This is a genomic window from Streptomyces sp. NPDC001927, from assembly GCF_053594455.1.
In genome coordinates, this window is record NZ_JBSFEN010000001.1 from 496,360 (window position 1) to 511,099 (window position 14,740).

Genomic DNA, 14,740 nt, shown 5'->3' on the forward strand with positions numbered 1-14,740 from the left:
GACTTCGGTAGCACCCGGTGTGGCCGCCTGGCCGACGCGGGGGCCGCGCCCCGGGCGCCAGGATCGGCGCATGAGGAAGTTCCTGGAGTTCGTGGGCGGGGTCGTGCTGTTCGGCGGCCTCGCGGGGGTGGTGCGCGAGTTGACCGGTTGGTTCCCCATCATGGGGTTCACCCGGGCGCTGACGGACAACGTCTGGTTCCTGGAGGGCCGCGAGATCCTCGCCAACGTGGCGATCGCGGTCGTCGGCTTCGCGATCGTCATGATCGCCGACACCAAGCGCCGTACCTGAGTCGGGTGGGGGGAGGTCGGTCGTTCCGGTGACCGGATGCCCCCGTACGGATCGCGGGTGGTGCGCGGCTCGCCGAGGTGTAGTGGGGTGGGCCGCACCGAACGGCCCATTTCCACCGACAGGGGGCGACCGCCGTGAGCCGAGAGCACGCCCCCGGACCGACGGGACCGACCGGACCCACCGAGCCGACCGGACCGACGGGACCGACCGGACCCACCGAGCCAAACGGGCCGACCGGGCCGGCGCGGCGGGACGAGGTCGTCGGCGAGGCCCGTTGGCCGATGGCCACCGCCGTCGTCGCCGCCATGGTGCTGACCCTGTTGCTCCCCGACGACCTCCGCCTTGCCCCCGTCTGGGTGCTCCCCAGCGTCGAAGGGCTGCTCCTGCTGGCGCTGATCGCGGGCGACCCGGGCCGGATCGACCGCCGCTCCTCCGCTCTGCGCACCGTGGCGGTCGCCCTGGTCGGCGTCCTGGCGCTCGGCGCCGTCTGGTCGACCGTCCAACTGGTCGACGACATCATCCACGACGGGGCGGAGACCGCCTCCGCGACGAGTCTGCTGCAGACCGGCGGCACCGTCTGGGCCGGTACCGTCCTCGCCTTCTCCCTGCTGTACTTCGAACTCGACAGCGGCGGCCCGGGCGCCCGCGCCCACCACATGCCCGCCGCCCCCGCGCTCGCCTTCCCCCAACAACTCAGCCCCGAGATCAGCCCGCCCGACTGGCGCCCGCGCTTCGTCGACTATCTGTACCTCGGCCTCACCAACGCGACGGCGTTCAGCCCGACCGACGTCATGCCGCTGGCCCCCTGGGCCAAGATCGCCATGGCGGTCCAGTCGCTCGTCTCCCTCCTCATCCTCGGCCTCGTGGTCGCCCGCGCCGTCAATGTGCTCGCCTAGAGGCCGCTGGAGGCCGCCGCGGCCCGCCGCAGCCCGCCCGAAAAGGCATGATTCATCCCCCAGCGGATAGAGTCGGCGGGTGGCCAGAGGCACAGAACACGCCGAGGGACCGGGACCGTTCACGACCCGGCTCACCTGGCGGCTCGGGGACGGCGGCACCGCGGTCTGGGAGTCGCGCCTGGCGCGCAAACGCGCGCGGCTGACCGTACGCGCCGCCGGGGAGCCGGAGCCTCGCTCCCGTACGGCGGACAGCGTGGCCGTCGCCCGGACGCGCAGGCTCAACGCCGTCGCCGCGGGCGCGTTCACCGTCGGCGGGGCGCTCTTCGCCCTCGGCGCCGGCCTGGCCCAGTTCGGCCCGGGTGATGTGACGGGTGCCTGGATCTACTTCGCCGGCGGCCTGTTCTTCAACACCGGCGGGTACGCCTCGCTCCTCCAGACCGTCAACACACCCGTCCGGGACGGAGCGGCCGGCGCGCTCGCCGCGCGGCCCTGGTCCTGGTGGAGGTACGAGCCCTCCCGGATCGACTGGCTCAGCGCGTTCCTGCTGTTCGCCGGCACGATCGTGTTCGGCATCAACCTCGTGGGCTCCCTGCTGCAGGGGCTCACGGTGCAGCAGGCGAACCGGCTCATCTGGGCCCCCGACATGGTCGGGTGCATCCTGTTCCTGGTCTCGGGGCACCTCGCGCTGGTCGAGGTCTGCCACGGCCGGCCCCGGGTGCGCGCGCACGACCTCGCCTGGTGGATCGTCGCCGTCAATCAGCTCGGCTCGGTCCTCTTCATGGTGTCGGCCCTGGCCGCCTTCACCCGACCCGCGACCGGGAGTCTGGTGAACGTCGACATCGCCAACTGGGGCACCCTTGCCGGAGCGGCGTGCTTCTCCGCCGGCGGGGTGCTCCAGTTCTACGAGCGGCCCTGAGGACCACGAGCGGCCCTGAGGCCTACGAGCGACCTTGACTCGCCTCGTTGAGGCGGGTGACCTCGGCGAGGTGTTCGGCCATCCGGTGGGAGACGGAGCCACTGGTGTAGAGGACCCCGCCGATCACGGCGAACGGGATCGAGCCGCCCAGGATCGCGACCATCTCGGGCCAGTCGCGTTCGGCGACGCACGCGTCGCGCTCGCTGTGCAGGTACTCCGAGCTCCAGCGCGACTCGCACTCGTCCTCGCTGCGGCCGTCGACGGCGGTGTACGGGAGGAAGATCCCGACCACGAACCAGATCCACAGCAGCCCGGCGACCGTGAGCAGCCCGAGTCCCCAGCCCTGGGTGCGCCGTGCGCGGGCGCGGAAGTCTATGTCGTACGGCAGTGAACGCATGGGGCAAGAACCTACCGGGCGCTCTCGTCGGCGGCCCGGCGGCCCCAACTCGTGCCCGCGAGCACCAGGATGGCGCCCGCGAAGCCCAGCGCGCCGGGGCGGTCGCCGGCGATCGCGATGCCCGCGGCGGCGGCCCACAGCGGCTCCGTACCGAGCAGCAGGCTGACCCGGGAGGGGGACGTGCGGCGGACGGCCCACATCTGCACGAAGAAGGCGAAGAGCGTGCAGAAGACGGAGAGGAAGAGCAGGCCGGCCCATTCGCGCGGCCCGAAGTCGAGCGCCACCGACCAGGGCGAAGCGCCGGTGCCGGGGACGGTGGCCAGCAGCGCGAAGACGGCGACGGCCGAGCCGAGTTGGGCGGTGGTGAGGGAGAGTGAGTCGGCTTCCTGGACGGCCTTGAGCCGGGCCATGGCCATGACGTGCACGGTACGGGCGAGGGCGGCGAGCAGCATCAGGAGGTCGCCGAGGGACGGGGCGGTGAAGCCGGCGCCCTGGGTCAGCAGCACCACACCGGCCACCGAGAGCCCGGCGGCGCCGAGGAACGCGCGGGGCGGCCTGGTGCGGGTGACGGCGGCCTCGGCGAGCGGGGTGAGAATCATGGTGAGGCTGATGATCAGGCCCGCGTTGGTGGCGGAGGTGTGGACGACGCCGTAGGTCTCCAGGAGGAAGATCCCGCTGAGGATCAAGCCGAGGAGGCCCGCGCCGCGCCACTGGTCCGCGCGCAGCGCCCGCAGCCCGCGCCATCCGGCGACCGCGAGCGCGGGCAGGACGACGGCGAAGCGCAGGACGAGGACGGCCACGACGGTGTGCGTGGTGGTGATGCCCTTGGCGGCGAGATAGCTGGCGCCCCAGACGACGGCGACGAGGAGCACCGGGAGGTCGGTGAGCCAGGCGCGGCGCGGGGTGCGAAGGGGTACGGAGGCGGCGATCGTGGACATCGGGGCGGCCTGCTCCAACACGTCGGACGGGGTGGAGACTTCAGCGGCTCGCACGCGGGACGATCACCGTACCGGGAGAGGCCTGTGGTGGCTACACCTTTCCTCGGGGCTCGGCTACTCGAACGTTCCGTACTCGGGGCGGCCGGCCAGCTCGTACGTGTTGATGGAGATGCCCGTGCTCGTGGTCCTGGACCCGACGTTGCGGAAGGCGGTGGGCTTGGCGCCCTCGGCGAAGAACCGGAAGCCGCTGCCGAGGACGACGGGGAACACGAGCAGGTGGAGCGTGTCGATGAGGTCGGCGGCCATCAGGGACTGCGCGAGCCCGCCGCTGCCGTGCATCTGGATCTCGCCGTCGACGCGGTCCTTCAGGGCCGCGACCTCCTGGACGGCGTCGCCGGAGAGGATCGTCGTCGGGGCCCAGTCGGCCGTCTTGAGGGTGCGGGAGGTGACGTACTTGGGGAGGGCGTTGAGCTGGGAGGCGATGAGGTTGGCGGGGTCGGTCTGCTTGGGCCAGTACGAGGCGAAGATCTCGTACGTGTGGCGGCCGAGCAGGAAGGCGGCGGGCCGGCCGAAGATCTCGTCGACGAAGGCGCCGAAGTCGTCGTCCCCGAACGGGAAGGCCCAGCCGCCGTGCTCGAAGCCGTTCCTGCGGTCCTCGTCGACCCCGCCGGGCCCCTGATAGACGCCGTCGAGCGTCACGAACTGGGTGAGGGAGAGCTTGCCCATGGTGGTGCCCCTTCGCTGTGGTGCCGCTGTGAGTGCCGGGTGCGGTGCCCCCCGGTTCATCGTGTCTCAGAAGCTCAGACCTCACCGCCCGGCGAAACTCATCGGCGCGCGAACGGCGACGCGCGAACGGCGGCGCGTGATCGTCGGCGCCTGATCCTCGGTGTCCGATTGCCGCCAGCGTCCGGCACCCTGCCCGACTTTGATTGAACCCGCAACGAGTGATGGGTTCTTCTCACGGAGGTCGAGATGTCCACGACGAACGGCATGAACGGCAAGGCGGTCCTGGTGACCGGCGGCAGCCGGGGGATCGGCGCGGCGACGGCGCTGCGGCTGGCCCGGGAGGGCGCGGACGTGGCGTTCACGTACGTCACGGGCGAGGGGCGGGCGAGGGAGGTGGCCGAGCGGATCGAGGCGGCCGGGCGCAAGGCGCTCCCCCTCCGGGCGGACGCGGCGGTGGCCGGGGACGCGGCGGGCGCGGTGGAGTGGGCGGCGGACGCGCTGGGCCGGCTCGACGTGCTGGTCAACAACGCCGGGGTCGGGGTGATCGCCCCGCTGGACTCGCTGACCCTCGCGGACACGGACCGGGTCCTCGCGGTGAACGTACGGGCCGCGTTCCTCGCCGCGCAGGCCGCGGCCGGGCGGATGGAGCGGGGCGGGCGGATCGTCACGATCGGTACGTGCATGACGGCCCGGGTCCCGGGCCCGGGAGGCACGCTCTACGCGACGAGCAAGTCGGCCCTGATCGGCCTGACCAAGTCCCTGGCACGGGAGCTGGGTGGTCGCGGCATCACCGCGAACATCGTCCACCCCGGCCCGATCGACACCGACATGAACCCGGCGGACGGCCCGTACGCGGCGGACCAGGCGGCCATGACGGCCCTGGGCCGCTTCGGCACGGCCGACGAGGTCGCCGCGATGGTGGCCTTCCTCGCGGGCCCGGACGCGGAGTACGTGACGGGCGCGGAATTCGCGGTGGACGGCGGGCACGCGGCCTAGGGCACGCACGAGGGCCGGCGAGTGAGCCGAAGGGCGCGCCGGGGGAACGGCCCCGAGCGCGCGGAGCCTCCCGAGGAACGAGGGAGGCGAGCACGGTCGGGGCCGTGAGCCCGGCTCAGGCGCCCGGAGGCGAACCGAGCCCAAAAAAAAGGGGGGTTCGCGAGGGCGCGCCGGTGCTGTCTTGCCGGTGCGCCCTCGCGGGCCGGGCGGGGTGTCGTTACCCGCCCAGTTCCTGGTGGCGGGCCGTCAGGCGCGCCGCGCCCTCCTCGGTGAGCGAACCGAAGAGGCGGAGGCGGGAGATGCCGCCGTCGGGGTAGATGTCGATCCGGACGCGGGAGCCGACCGCCGGGGTGTCGAGCACGAAGCGGTGGTTGGTGTCCGGCTGGAGGCGGGTCCGGGGCAGGATCTCGGTCCAGTCCTCGGAGCCCTCCGCGGCGACGGAGAGCGCCGCCCAGCCCGCGCTGTTGCCCTTGAGGTACGCCGTGTCGATCTCGACGGCGCGGATCTCCGACTCGGCGGCCAGGCTGTAGCGGATCCAGTCGTTGCCCTTGTCGCGGCGGCGCCGCGTCTCCCAGCCGTCGTCCATCTTGCGGGAGCGGCCCGGCTGGATGGTGTTGGTGGCCGGCGAGTAGAAGCGGTCGGAGGCGTCCTCGACCTGGCCGCCGTTCTCCAGGGCCGCGAGGTCGAAGGTGCCGAGGACGGCGAGCCAGCGCGGGTCCGGGGCGACCTCTCCGTACACCCGCAGTCGGGCGATGCCACCGTCCGGGTGCTGGTTGACGCGCAGGTGCGTGAAGCGCTGCTCGACGTCGACGGCGAAGCCGTTGGCGGCGTGGCCGCCGATCGCGGTGCGCGGGACGAGGGTCGTCCACTTCACGTCGTCCGCGAGGAGCTCCTCCGGCGACGGGGAGCCGGCGACCGAGGTGGCCTCGACGGAGACGGCCTGCGGGTAGTTGCCGCGGAAGTGCGCGGTGTCGACGACGATGCCGCGTACGACACCGGGGGCGCCCAGGCGCACGAGCGCCCAGTCGTGGTCGTCCTCGGTCGGGTGGGGCTGCTGGGCCGAGACACCACGACGGCGGCGGGTCTCCCAGCCGTCCATGATCTTGCCCTTGTGCCCGAAGTGCTCGGGGTCGAACTCGGCGGCCTCGGGCTTCAGCATGTTCTCGCGCTCGGCGAAGAACTCGTCGTTGGCGGCGGTCACGCCCGCGCCGAGGCGCCGGTCGGCCAGGTCCGCGTACTGCGTGAACGGGAAGTCCGCGGTGCGGTAGTCCGCGTACGGGTCACCGCCGCCGTAGGGGCTGGCGTCGCCGGTGAAGGAGGGTATGCCGGTCACGGGTCAGTTGGTCCTTTCGAGGAGGCGGCCGGTGGGCTCGGCGAGGGTGCCGCGGTCGGCGATGCGCTCACCGCGCAGCCAGGTGGACGTCACGACGCCGTGCAGGGTCTTGCCGGCGTAGGCGGTGACGCGGTTGCGGTGCTCGAGTTCGGCCGGGTCGACGGTGAAGGTCGCCTCGGGGTCGAGCACGGCGAAGTCGGCGTCGCGGCCAGCCTCGATCGCGCCCTTGCGCTCGAGCCCGGCGAGGGCGGCGGGGGCGGCGGACATCCAGCGGACGACGTCGGTCAGGTCGTGGCCGCGGCGCCGGGCCTCGGTCCAGATCGCGGGCAGACCCAGCTGGAGGGAGGAGATGCCGCCCCAGGCGGAGGCGAAGTCCGGGGTCTTGAGGTCGGCCGTCGACGGCGAGTGGTCGGAGACGATGCAGTCGATCGTGCCGTCGGCCAGGCCCTCCCACAGCGCGTCCTGGTTGGACGCCTCGCGGATCGGCGGGCAGCACTTGAACTCGGTCGCGCCGTCCGGGACCTCCTCCGCCGTGAGGGTGAGGAAGTGCGGGCACGACTCGACCGTGATCTTGACGCCCTCCGCCCTCGCGGCCCGGATCAGCGGCAGCGCGTCGGAGGAGGAAAGGTGCAGCACGTGCACGCGCGCGTTGAGGCGGCGGGCCTGGTTGATCAGGTTCTCGATGGCCGTGTTCTCGGCGTCGCGCGGCCGGGAGGCCAGGAAGTCGGCGTACTTCTCGCCGGCCTTCTGCGGCGCCGCCGCCAGGTGGTGCGGGTCCTCGGCGTGGACGATCATCAGGCCGTCGAATCCGGCGATCTCGGCGAGGGAGGCGGCCAGCTGCTCCTGGTCCAGCTGCGGGAACTCGTCCACGCCGGACGGCGACAGGAAGCACTTGAAGCCGAAGACCCCGGCGTCGAAGAGCGGGCGCAGGTCCTTGACGTTGTCGGGCAGCGCGCCGCCCCAGAAGCCGACGTCGATGTGCGCCTTGGTACGGGCGACATCCTGCTTGATCCGCAGGTGCTCGACCGTCGTGGTGGGCGGGAGCGAGTTCAGCGGCATGTCGAGCAGTGTGGTGATGCCACCGGCGGCGGCGGCGCGGGTGGCGGTCCAGAAGCCCTCCCACTCCGTGCGGCCGGGGTCGTTCACGTGCACGTGGGTGTCGACGAGCCCGGGGAGCACGACGTCGTCGCCGACGTCCTCCAGCCGGGCGCCGGCCGGTACCTCGGCGTCGTACGGCAGCACACCGGCGATCGTTCCGCCGGAGACGGCGATCGACGCGGCCCGCGTCCCCTCGGGGGTGATGACGCGAGTCGAGCGCAGTACCAGGTTGACGTCCACCCGTACCCCTTCCAGCAAGAATTTCAACGAACTGTTGAAGGAGTCTTCACTCAGGACGACATGTCGTCAAGGGCACACTTCCAGCATGGGCCCGTCGAGCGGCACCGCTCGTCGGCGGGCGATTGTCACTTGGATGTTTCCATGAAGTGGAATAGAAATTTCGTACAGTAGAACGTAGCTCCGTACATGCGGGGCGGAGACGGACGCCGCCGGGCGCCCGCCGACACCGGACAAACACCCCTTGACCGGCCTTTACGCCGGGACCGGGACCGTGTGTCCGACCGGACGGCCCGGTAGGCTGCTGCCTTGCCCGCCTGCCCCGAAAGGACCTTGACGTGCCGACGTCCAGCGCCAGCACCTCCGACGCCGCCAAGCCCGCTGCCGCGAGCGGTGGTGTCCAGTCCCTTGAGCGCGCCTTCGACCTTCTGGAGCGGATGGCGGACGCCGGGGGCGAGGTCGGGCTGAGCGAGCTCTCCGCCAGCAGCGGGCTGCCGCTCCCCACGATCCACCGCCTGATGCGCACGCTCGTGGCCTGCGGCTACGTACGCCAGCAGCCCAACCGCCGGTACGCACTCGGCCCCCGCCTCATCCGCCTGGGCGAGTCCGCCTCCCGGCTCCTCGGCACCTGGGCACGCCCGTACCTCGCGCGCCTCGTCGAGGAGACCGGCGAGACCGCGAACATGGCCCTCCTCGACGGCGACGAGATCGTGTACGTCGCCCAGGTGCCGTCCAAGCACTCGATGCGCATGTTCACCGAGGTCGGCCGACGCGTGCTGCCGCACTCCACGGGCGTGGGCAAGGCGCTGCTCGCCTACACCCCGGCCGACGAGGTGCGCGCGCTGCTCTCCCGTACGGGCATGCCGGCGGCGACCGAGAAGACCATCACCACGCCCGAGGGCTTCCTGGACGCGCTGGCGGCCGTGCGGGACGCGGGGTACGCGGTCGACGACAACGAGCAGGAGATAGGAGTCCGGTGCCTCGCGGTGTCGGTCCCCAACTCCCCCACGGCGGCGGCGATCTCGATCTCCGGCCCGGCGGGCCGGGTGACGGAGGCGGCGACGGAGAAGATCGTCCCGATCCTCCAGGAAGTGGCCCAGGAGCTCTCCACGGCCCTTGCGAACACGGCGGCCAACGGCCAGGCGTAAGCATGCGGAAAGGCCCTCTCCCCCGGCGGGGAGAGGGCCTTCTTCGTACTTCCGGTCAGGCAGCCGCCGCCCGCTCCGAGAGCCGGCCGTCCTCCACCAGGACCACCGTGTCCGCGCGCGTGGCGTGGGTGCGGTCGTGGGTCACCAGGACCGTCGCCGTCCCCCGCTCCCGCGTCAGGCCCGCCAGCAGGTCCATGACCGCCGCGCCCCGCTCGTGGTCGAGGGCGCTCGTGGGCTCGTCGACGAGCAGGACGGACGGCTCGTTCATCAGGGCCCGCGCGATGTTGACCCGCTGGCGCTGGCCGCCGGACAGCTGGTGCGGCCGCCGCGACGCCTGGTCCGCGAGGCCGACCGCGTCCAGGAGCGCCAGGGCCCTCCCCCGTACCGCCGAAGGCCTCGCACCCGACAGATGCGCCATCACCTGCACCTGCTCCAGGGCCGTCAGCGACGGCAGCAGGTTCGGCTGCTGGAACACGATCCCGATCCGCTCGCGCCGCAGCTCCGCCCGCCCGGCCCGGTCGAGCGCCGCCGTGTCCGTACCGGCCACGACGACCCGTCCCCGGTCCGGGGTCACCAGCGTCGCCGCCACCGCGAGCAGGCTGGACTTGCCGGAGCCCGAGGGTCCGACGACCGCCGTGAGGTGACCGGCGGGGACCTCCAGGGAGACGGCGTCGAGGGCGGTCAGACGGCCGTCGCCGTCGGGATACGTCAGGGTCACGTCGTCGACGAGGAGGGTCATCGGGCACTCCCGAGCGCGGTCAGGGGGTCGACGGCGGTGATCCGCCGGATGGACAGGGCGGCGCCGAGGACGCCGAGCACGATGATCACGGCGGCCGGGCCGAGCACGGTCAGCGGCTCCAGGACGAACGGCACGTTCCCGCCGCTGATCAGCACCCCCGCGCCGACCGCGAGGGCGGTGCCGAGGAGTGTCCCGGCGCCGAGCATCAGGACCGCCTGCCCGAGGGCGTCCTTCAGGAGGTACGGGGTCGAGGCGCCGAGCGCCTTCAGGACGGCCACGTCACCGCTCCGCTGGATCGTCCAGACGGTGAAGAAGGCCCCTATGACCAGCGCGGAGATGGCGAAGAGGAAGCCCCGCATCAGCTGCAGCGAGCCGTTCTCGGCCTGGTAGGACCCTATGGCGGTGAGCGCCCCGTCGATCGTCCGCGACTCCGTGCCGAGGGCCGCGTCGGCGGCCCCGAGGTCGGCGCCGTCCGTCACGCGCAGGGCGATGACGGTGGCCTGTTCCTCAGGGGTCGTGCCGTTGTGCCCGACCTTCTGCCAGTCGTCGAGCGAGGTCCAGACGACGGGCGTGTGGCTGTACGAGGCGTCTCCGGCGACGGCCGCGACCTGGGCCTCCAGCGGACCGAGGCGTACGGCCCCGCCCACGCCGACGCCCAGTTCCTCGGCCGCGGACTCGGAGAGGACGACCCGCCCGGGGCCCAGCTTCCGGCTCTCGGGCGCGAGGGCCGCCGCCGGCTCCGTACCGAAGACGGAGACGGCGACCGTACGGTCCCCGGCGGCGCCGTTGAGCGTCCGGATCGCGAGCGGCTCCGCGCTCACGACCCCCGGCCGCTCGGCCCACCGCCGCCACTGCCCCTCCGTCACCGTCGAGTTGGTGAAGGAGACCGACTGCCCGGACGGCGGCGCGGCGAAGGCCAGCCGGTCCGCCGGCAGCCCGGTGATCCCGGAGATGTTCTCGCGGGCGAGTCCGGCGGTCAGCCCGGACAGCAGTCCGACGAGCAGTGTGATCAGCACGATCACGGTCCCCATCAGCGTGAATCGCCCTTTGGCGAATCTCAGGTCTCTCCATGCCACGAACATGCGGACCAGCTTTCCCGCCCCCGGTGCCTCCCGGCATCGCGCCACGGATGGCTCCGGAATCAATCCTTTGGTTGAGTCCGGATTGTCTGCACCGGCCTACGCTGGACGGACCATGGATCCGCGTTCCCTCACCCCCGCCCTGCGCGCGCTGCGTCTCTGTCTGCATCTGCTGATGGCGGGGCTGCTCGCCCTCGCGGCGGTCCGGGCGGCCTCCGCGGCCGGGGTCGCGCTCGCCGTGGTGACGGGCGGGGTGTACGCGGCCGGGTCCGTGGTGCCCTCCGTACGGAACTCGCAGCGGGCCGCCGCGCTCTGGCTGGCCGTGCTGTGCGCGTCCTGGCTGGCGCTGCTCTGGGCCACGCCCGACGGGCTGTGGGTGGCGTTCCCGCTGTACTTCCTCCAGCTGCACCTGCTGCCGATCCGCTGGGCGCTGCCCGCGGTGGCCCTGACGGCGGTCGCGGCGATCCTGTCGTACGTGGGCCATGGCGCGACGCTCAACCCCGGGGTCTTCATCGGGCCGCTGCTCGGCGGTGCGGTGGCCGTGGCGACGGTCCTCGGTTATCAGGCGCTGTACCGGGAGAGCGAGCGGCGCCGGCGGATGGTGGAGGAGCTGATCGCGACCCGGGCGGAGCTGGCCGCGGCCGAGCGGCACGCGGGCACGCTCGCGGAGCGCGAGCGGCTTGCGCGCGAGATCCACGACACGCTCGCGCAGGGGCTCTCCTCGATCCAGCTGCTGCTGCGGGCCGCCGAGCGGGCGCTGCCCCCGGGCTCGCCGGCCGCCGGGCACATCGAGGCGGCGCGGCGGGCGGCGCAGGACAACCTGGCGGAGGCCCGGAGGTTCGTACGCGCGCTGTCGCCGCCGGACCTGGAGCACGGCTCACTCGCGGCGGCCCTTGAGCGGCTGTGCGAACCGGGCCCCGAGCCCTCCCCGCGCGCCCGCCTCACCGTGAGCGGGACGCCGGTCGAGCTGCCGACGCCGTACGAGGTGGCGCTGCTGCGGATCGCCCAGTCGGCGCTCGCGAACACGGTGCGGCACGCCTCGGCGGCCCGCGCGGAGATCACGCTGTCGTTCATGGACGCCTCGGTGACCCTTGACGTGGTGGACGACGGCAAGGGCTTCGACCCGGCGCTGCTCTCGCCGTCGTCCGAGGACGGCGGTTTCGGGCTGCCGGCGATGCGCGCCCGGGCGGAGTCGCTGGGCGGCACGTTCACGGTGGAGTCGGCCCCCGGCCAGGGCACGGCGGTCGCCGTGTCCCTCCCCCTTCCCGCTGGAGTGTCGACATGACGATCCGTCTTCTGCTGGCCGACGACCATCCGGTGGTACGGGCGGGTCTGCGCGCGGTCCTGGACACCGAGCCGGACTTCGCCGTGGTCGGCGAGGCGGCCACCGCCGAGCGCGCGGTCGAGCTGGCCGAGGCCGGTGGAGTGGACGTGGTCCTGATGGACCTGCAGTTCGGCGCGGGGATGCACGGCTCGGAGGCGACGGCGGCGATCACGGCCCGTACCGGCGGGCCGCGCGTCCTGGTCCTGACCACGTACGACACCGACGCGGACATCCTGGCGGCGGTCGAGGCGGGCGCCTCGGGCTATCTGCTGAAGGACGCCCCGCCGGAGGAGCTGGCGGCGGCGGTCCGCACGGCGGCCGCGGGCCAGTCGGCGCTGGCCCCGGCGGTGGCGCACCGCCTGATGGACCGGATGCGGACCCCGGCGGAGGCGCTGACGAAGCGGGAGCTGGAGGTGCTCCAGCTGGTGGGCGAGGGTCTGTCGAACCAGCAGATCAGCAAGGCGCTGTTCCTGAGCCAGGCGACGGTGAAGTCCCACCTGGTGCACATCTTCGCGAAGCTGGGCGTGGACTCCCGTACGGCGGCGGTGGCGACGGCGACCTCACGACGCCTGATCCGACGCCCGTCCTGACCAGTCTCAGGACTCCCTCTCAGGACTCCTTCTCCCACACGGACACATGCCGACTGCTCTCCCCGGTGAACGGCGTGCGGTCCCAGTCCTGCCACCGGTCGCGCAGCCGCATCCCGGCGATCCGCGCCATCAGGTCGAGCTCCGAGGGCCACACGTACCGGAACGGGATGGCCCGGTGCACGGCACGGCCGTCGCCCGTGAGCGAGAAGTAGTGGGAGCTCATCGCCTGGGTGGCCGGATCCACGGTGTCGAAGCCCCACGAGGCCGCGTCGACGTGGAACGGGACCGCGCTCTGCCCCGGTGGCAGCAGGCGCAGCGGCGGCACCCCGACCTCGATGACGAAGGTGCCGCCGGGTGCGAGGTGGGCCGCGGCGTTGCGGAAGCAGTCCACCTGGGCGTCCTGCGAGGTCAGGTTGTTGATGGTGTTGAAGACGAGGTACGCGGTGGTGAAGGTGCCCGCGCCCGTGAGGCGGGTGGTCGCGAAGTCCCCGATCGTGACGTCGAGGTCCGCGCCGCCGGGCTTGGCGCGCAGCCGCTCCACCATCGCCCGGGAGAGGTCGATGCCGTGCACCGGGACGCCTCGGCCGGCCAGCGGCAGCGCGATACGGCCCGTGCCGATGCCGAACTCGAGGGCGGGTCCGCCGCCGGCGAGCCCGGTCAGCAGGTCGACGGCCGGGTCGACCGCCTCGGGGCGGAACATGTCCGCCGAACCGGTGTCGTAGCGCGCCGCGACATCCTCGCCGAAGTACCCGTCGTCATCAGGATCAGCCATGACCCGGGAGGCTAGGGCGAGGACGGGCCGCCGCGCACGTGGTTTTCGGGGGCTCCCCGGTCGTCCCGGCCCGTCCCGGCCAGCAGCCGTCCCGGCCCGTCCCCGCCGCCCGTCCCGCCGCCCGTCCCGTCCGTCAGACCTCGCGCGGCGGTTCGCCGAAGAGTTCGACCGCCTGGCGGACGTTCGCGAGGCCGTTCGCGAGGGCGCTGACGGAGCCGATCGAGCCGGCGATCAGGAGCAGGGAGCGGCGCAGGCGCCGTACCTCCGGAACGCCGCTGACGGCCATCGCGTCCAGTGCGGCGAGTTCGTCCTCGGCGATTCCCCGGTCGGTGAACTCGGCGCGGTGGCCCGCGAGTTCGCGGCGGAGCCGGGAGACGGCGGCACGCAGCTCTGCCACTCTCGGGTCCTCGTCGCCGCCGGTTGTCACACGCCTCTGCCCAACGCTTCGCAACAACAGTTCTCCCCCTCGCACGACACTGTGCGTCGAACTCCCCCACTCCGAGCCGGCCGGTCGAACGGTGGTCAGGCGCCCGGAGTCGCGAGCCAGTTAACGCCATGGCGCGCCCGGCGCGCCACACCGCGGACACAATTCAGGCGTCCGTGTCATGGGGTATGCAGTCAGCATGACGAACACACGGCAAACGACCCCTCTGGTGGCCGGTCTGCTCCTCGCCGCGGGCGGCGGGCGGCGCCTCGGCGGCCGCCCCAAGGCGCTGCTCACCCACCGCGGCCGTCCGCTGGTCGAGCACGCGGTGCGGGTGCTGCGCGAGGGGGGCTGCGAGGTGATCCATGTCGTCCTCGGCGCCTCGGCCGAGCTCGTACGGGAGCGGGCGCGGCTGCCCGGGTGCGTCCTGGTCGACAACCCGGAGTGGGCGGAGGGCATGGGGTCCTCGCTGCGCGCCGGGCTCGCGTCGCTCGCGGCCGAGACGCTGCCGGTGGACGCGGCGCTCGTGTCCCTGGTGGACCAGCCGGGGATCGGCGCGGAGGCGGTGGACCGGGTCCGGTCGGCGTACCGCTCGCGGGACGCGCTCGCGGCCGCTTCGTACGACGGGAAGCGCGGCCATCCGGTGCTGTTCGGTGCGGACCGCTGGGCGGGGATCGCGGCGGGGGCGGTCGGCGACCAGGGGGCGCGGGACTACCTGAAGACGCACCGGGATGCGATCACCCTGGTGGACTGTTCGGATGTGGCCGAGCCCTACGACATCGACACGGAGGCGGATCTGGCGCACCTTGAGTGAAGGATGTGGCACTGAGCGCCATGG

17 protein-coding genes are annotated in these 14,740 nt (G+C 72.8%); 8 read left to right on the forward strand and 9 right to left on the reverse strand.

Annotated elements, in window-relative coordinates:
* Window positions 1-70: 70 nt before the first annotated feature.
* From ACWCO8_RS01990 to ACWCO8_RS02000, 3 genes are all read left to right on the forward strand, one after another.
* Complete coding sequence (locus ACWCO8_RS01990; RefSeq protein ID WP_451030467.1) at window positions 71-289, forward strand: hypothetical protein; 219 nt, start codon at window positions 71-73, stop codon at window positions 287-289.
* Between the two features lie 134 nt (window positions 290-423).
* Window positions 424-1,185: a hypothetical protein gene (locus ACWCO8_RS01995; protein ID WP_451030468.1), complete on the forward strand. Its 762-nt coding sequence runs from the start codon at window positions 424-426 to the stop codon at window positions 1,183-1,185.
* Window positions 1,186-1,264: 79 nt separating this feature from the next.
* Entirely contained in the window at window positions 1,265-2,101 is an 837-nt protein-coding gene (locus ACWCO8_RS02000; protein WP_451030469.1) for a hypothetical protein, read from the forward strand.
* A gap of 22 nt (window positions 2,102-2,123) precedes the next feature.
* Here ACWCO8_RS02000 and ACWCO8_RS02005 read toward each other — a convergent pair whose 3' ends face one another.
* The 3 genes from ACWCO8_RS02005 to ACWCO8_RS02015 form a co-directional block, all read right to left on the reverse strand.
* Window positions 2,124-2,498 carry a hypothetical protein gene (locus ACWCO8_RS02005; RefSeq protein WP_362012758.1) on the reverse strand — a complete coding sequence of 125 codons (375 nt, stop codon included), beginning with the start codon at window positions 2,496-2,498 and terminating at the stop codon, window positions 2,124-2,126.
* Window positions 2,499-2,509: 11 nt separating this feature from the next.
* Window positions 2,510-3,436 (reverse strand): DMT family transporter, encoded by a 927-nt coding sequence (locus tag ACWCO8_RS02010; protein ID WP_451030881.1) that lies wholly within the window; start codon window positions 3,434-3,436, stop codon window positions 2,510-2,512.
* Between the two features lie 114 nt (window positions 3,437-3,550).
* Entirely contained in the window at window positions 3,551-4,162 is a 612-nt protein-coding gene (locus tag ACWCO8_RS02015) for a dihydrofolate reductase family protein (protein ID WP_362012755.1), read from the reverse strand.
* Window positions 4,163-4,408: 246 nt separating this feature from the next.
* On the opposite strand from ACWCO8_RS02015, the gene ACWCO8_RS02020 reads away from it, so the two are divergent.
* Window positions 4,409-5,158: an SDR family oxidoreductase gene (locus tag ACWCO8_RS02020; protein ID WP_451030470.1), complete on the forward strand. Its 750-nt coding sequence runs from the start codon at window positions 4,409-4,411 to the stop codon at window positions 5,156-5,158.
* A gap of 217 nt (window positions 5,159-5,375) precedes the next feature.
* Here ACWCO8_RS02020 and alc read toward each other — a convergent pair whose 3' ends face one another.
* Together alc and allB are read right to left on the reverse strand one after the other, a co-directional pair.
* Complete coding sequence (gene alc, locus ACWCO8_RS02025) at window positions 5,376-6,491, reverse strand: allantoicase (protein ID WP_451030471.1); 1,116 nt, start codon at window positions 6,489-6,491, stop codon at window positions 5,376-5,378.
* 3 nt (window positions 6,492-6,494) lie between these two features.
* Complete coding sequence (gene allB, locus ACWCO8_RS02030; protein WP_451030472.1) at window positions 6,495-7,829, reverse strand: allantoinase AllB; 1,335 nt, start codon at window positions 7,827-7,829, stop codon at window positions 6,495-6,497.
* A 335-nt stretch (window positions 7,830-8,164) separates the two neighbouring features.
* Between allB and ACWCO8_RS02035 the strand changes: the two genes are divergently transcribed.
* On the forward strand, window positions 8,165-8,974 hold the full coding sequence (locus ACWCO8_RS02035; protein ID WP_362012747.1) for an IclR family transcriptional regulator: 810 nt from the start codon (window positions 8,165-8,167) through the stop codon (window positions 8,972-8,974).
* A 55-nt stretch (window positions 8,975-9,029) separates the two neighbouring features.
* On the opposite strand, the gene ACWCO8_RS02040 is transcribed toward ACWCO8_RS02035, so the two are convergent.
* Both ACWCO8_RS02040 and ACWCO8_RS02045 read right to left on the reverse strand, forming a co-directional pair.
* The gene (locus ACWCO8_RS02040) at window positions 9,030-9,713 is read right to left on the reverse strand and encodes an ABC transporter ATP-binding protein (RefSeq protein WP_451030473.1); all 684 of its coding nucleotides are present in this window, start codon (window positions 9,711-9,713) and stop codon (window positions 9,030-9,032) included.
* Window positions 9,710-10,795, reverse strand: a complete 1,086-nt coding sequence (locus tag ACWCO8_RS02045) for an ABC transporter permease (protein WP_451030474.1) — start codon at window positions 10,793-10,795, stop codon at window positions 9,710-9,712. Before ACWCO8_RS02045 ends, ACWCO8_RS02040 begins: the two co-directional genes overlap by 4 nt.
* 112 nt (window positions 10,796-10,907) lie before the next feature.
* Here ACWCO8_RS02045 and ACWCO8_RS02050 point away from each other — a divergent pair, with 112 nt between their 5' ends.
* Together ACWCO8_RS02050 and ACWCO8_RS02055 are read left to right on the forward strand one after the other, a co-directional pair.
* Complete coding sequence (locus ACWCO8_RS02050; protein ID WP_451030475.1) at window positions 10,908-12,077, forward strand: sensor histidine kinase; 1,170 nt, start codon at window positions 10,908-10,910, stop codon at window positions 12,075-12,077.
* Window positions 12,074-12,706, forward strand: a complete 633-nt coding sequence (locus tag ACWCO8_RS02055; protein ID WP_362012739.1) for a response regulator transcription factor — start codon at window positions 12,074-12,076, stop codon at window positions 12,704-12,706. Before ACWCO8_RS02050 ends, ACWCO8_RS02055 begins: the two co-directional genes overlap by 4 nt.
* A gap of 19 nt (window positions 12,707-12,725) precedes the next feature.
* Here ACWCO8_RS02055 and ACWCO8_RS02060 read toward each other — a convergent pair whose 3' ends face one another.
* Both ACWCO8_RS02060 and ACWCO8_RS02065 read right to left on the reverse strand, forming a co-directional pair.
* Entirely contained in the window at window positions 12,726-13,478 is a 753-nt protein-coding gene (locus tag ACWCO8_RS02060) for a class I SAM-dependent DNA methyltransferase (protein WP_451030476.1), read from the reverse strand.
* 133 nt (window positions 13,479-13,611) lie between these two features.
* Window positions 13,612-13,932, reverse strand: coding sequence for a DUF5955 family protein (locus ACWCO8_RS02065; RefSeq protein WP_362012734.1), 321 nt, complete (start codon window positions 13,930-13,932; stop codon window positions 13,612-13,614).
* A gap of 169 nt (window positions 13,933-14,101) precedes the next feature.
* Between ACWCO8_RS02065 and ACWCO8_RS02070 the strand changes: the two genes are divergently transcribed.
* Window positions 14,102-14,716 carry a nucleotidyltransferase family protein gene (locus tag ACWCO8_RS02070; RefSeq protein ID WP_362012731.1) on the forward strand — a complete coding sequence of 205 codons (615 nt, stop codon included), beginning with the start codon at window positions 14,102-14,104 and terminating at the stop codon, window positions 14,714-14,716.
* Window positions 14,717-14,740 lie beyond the last annotated feature (24 nt).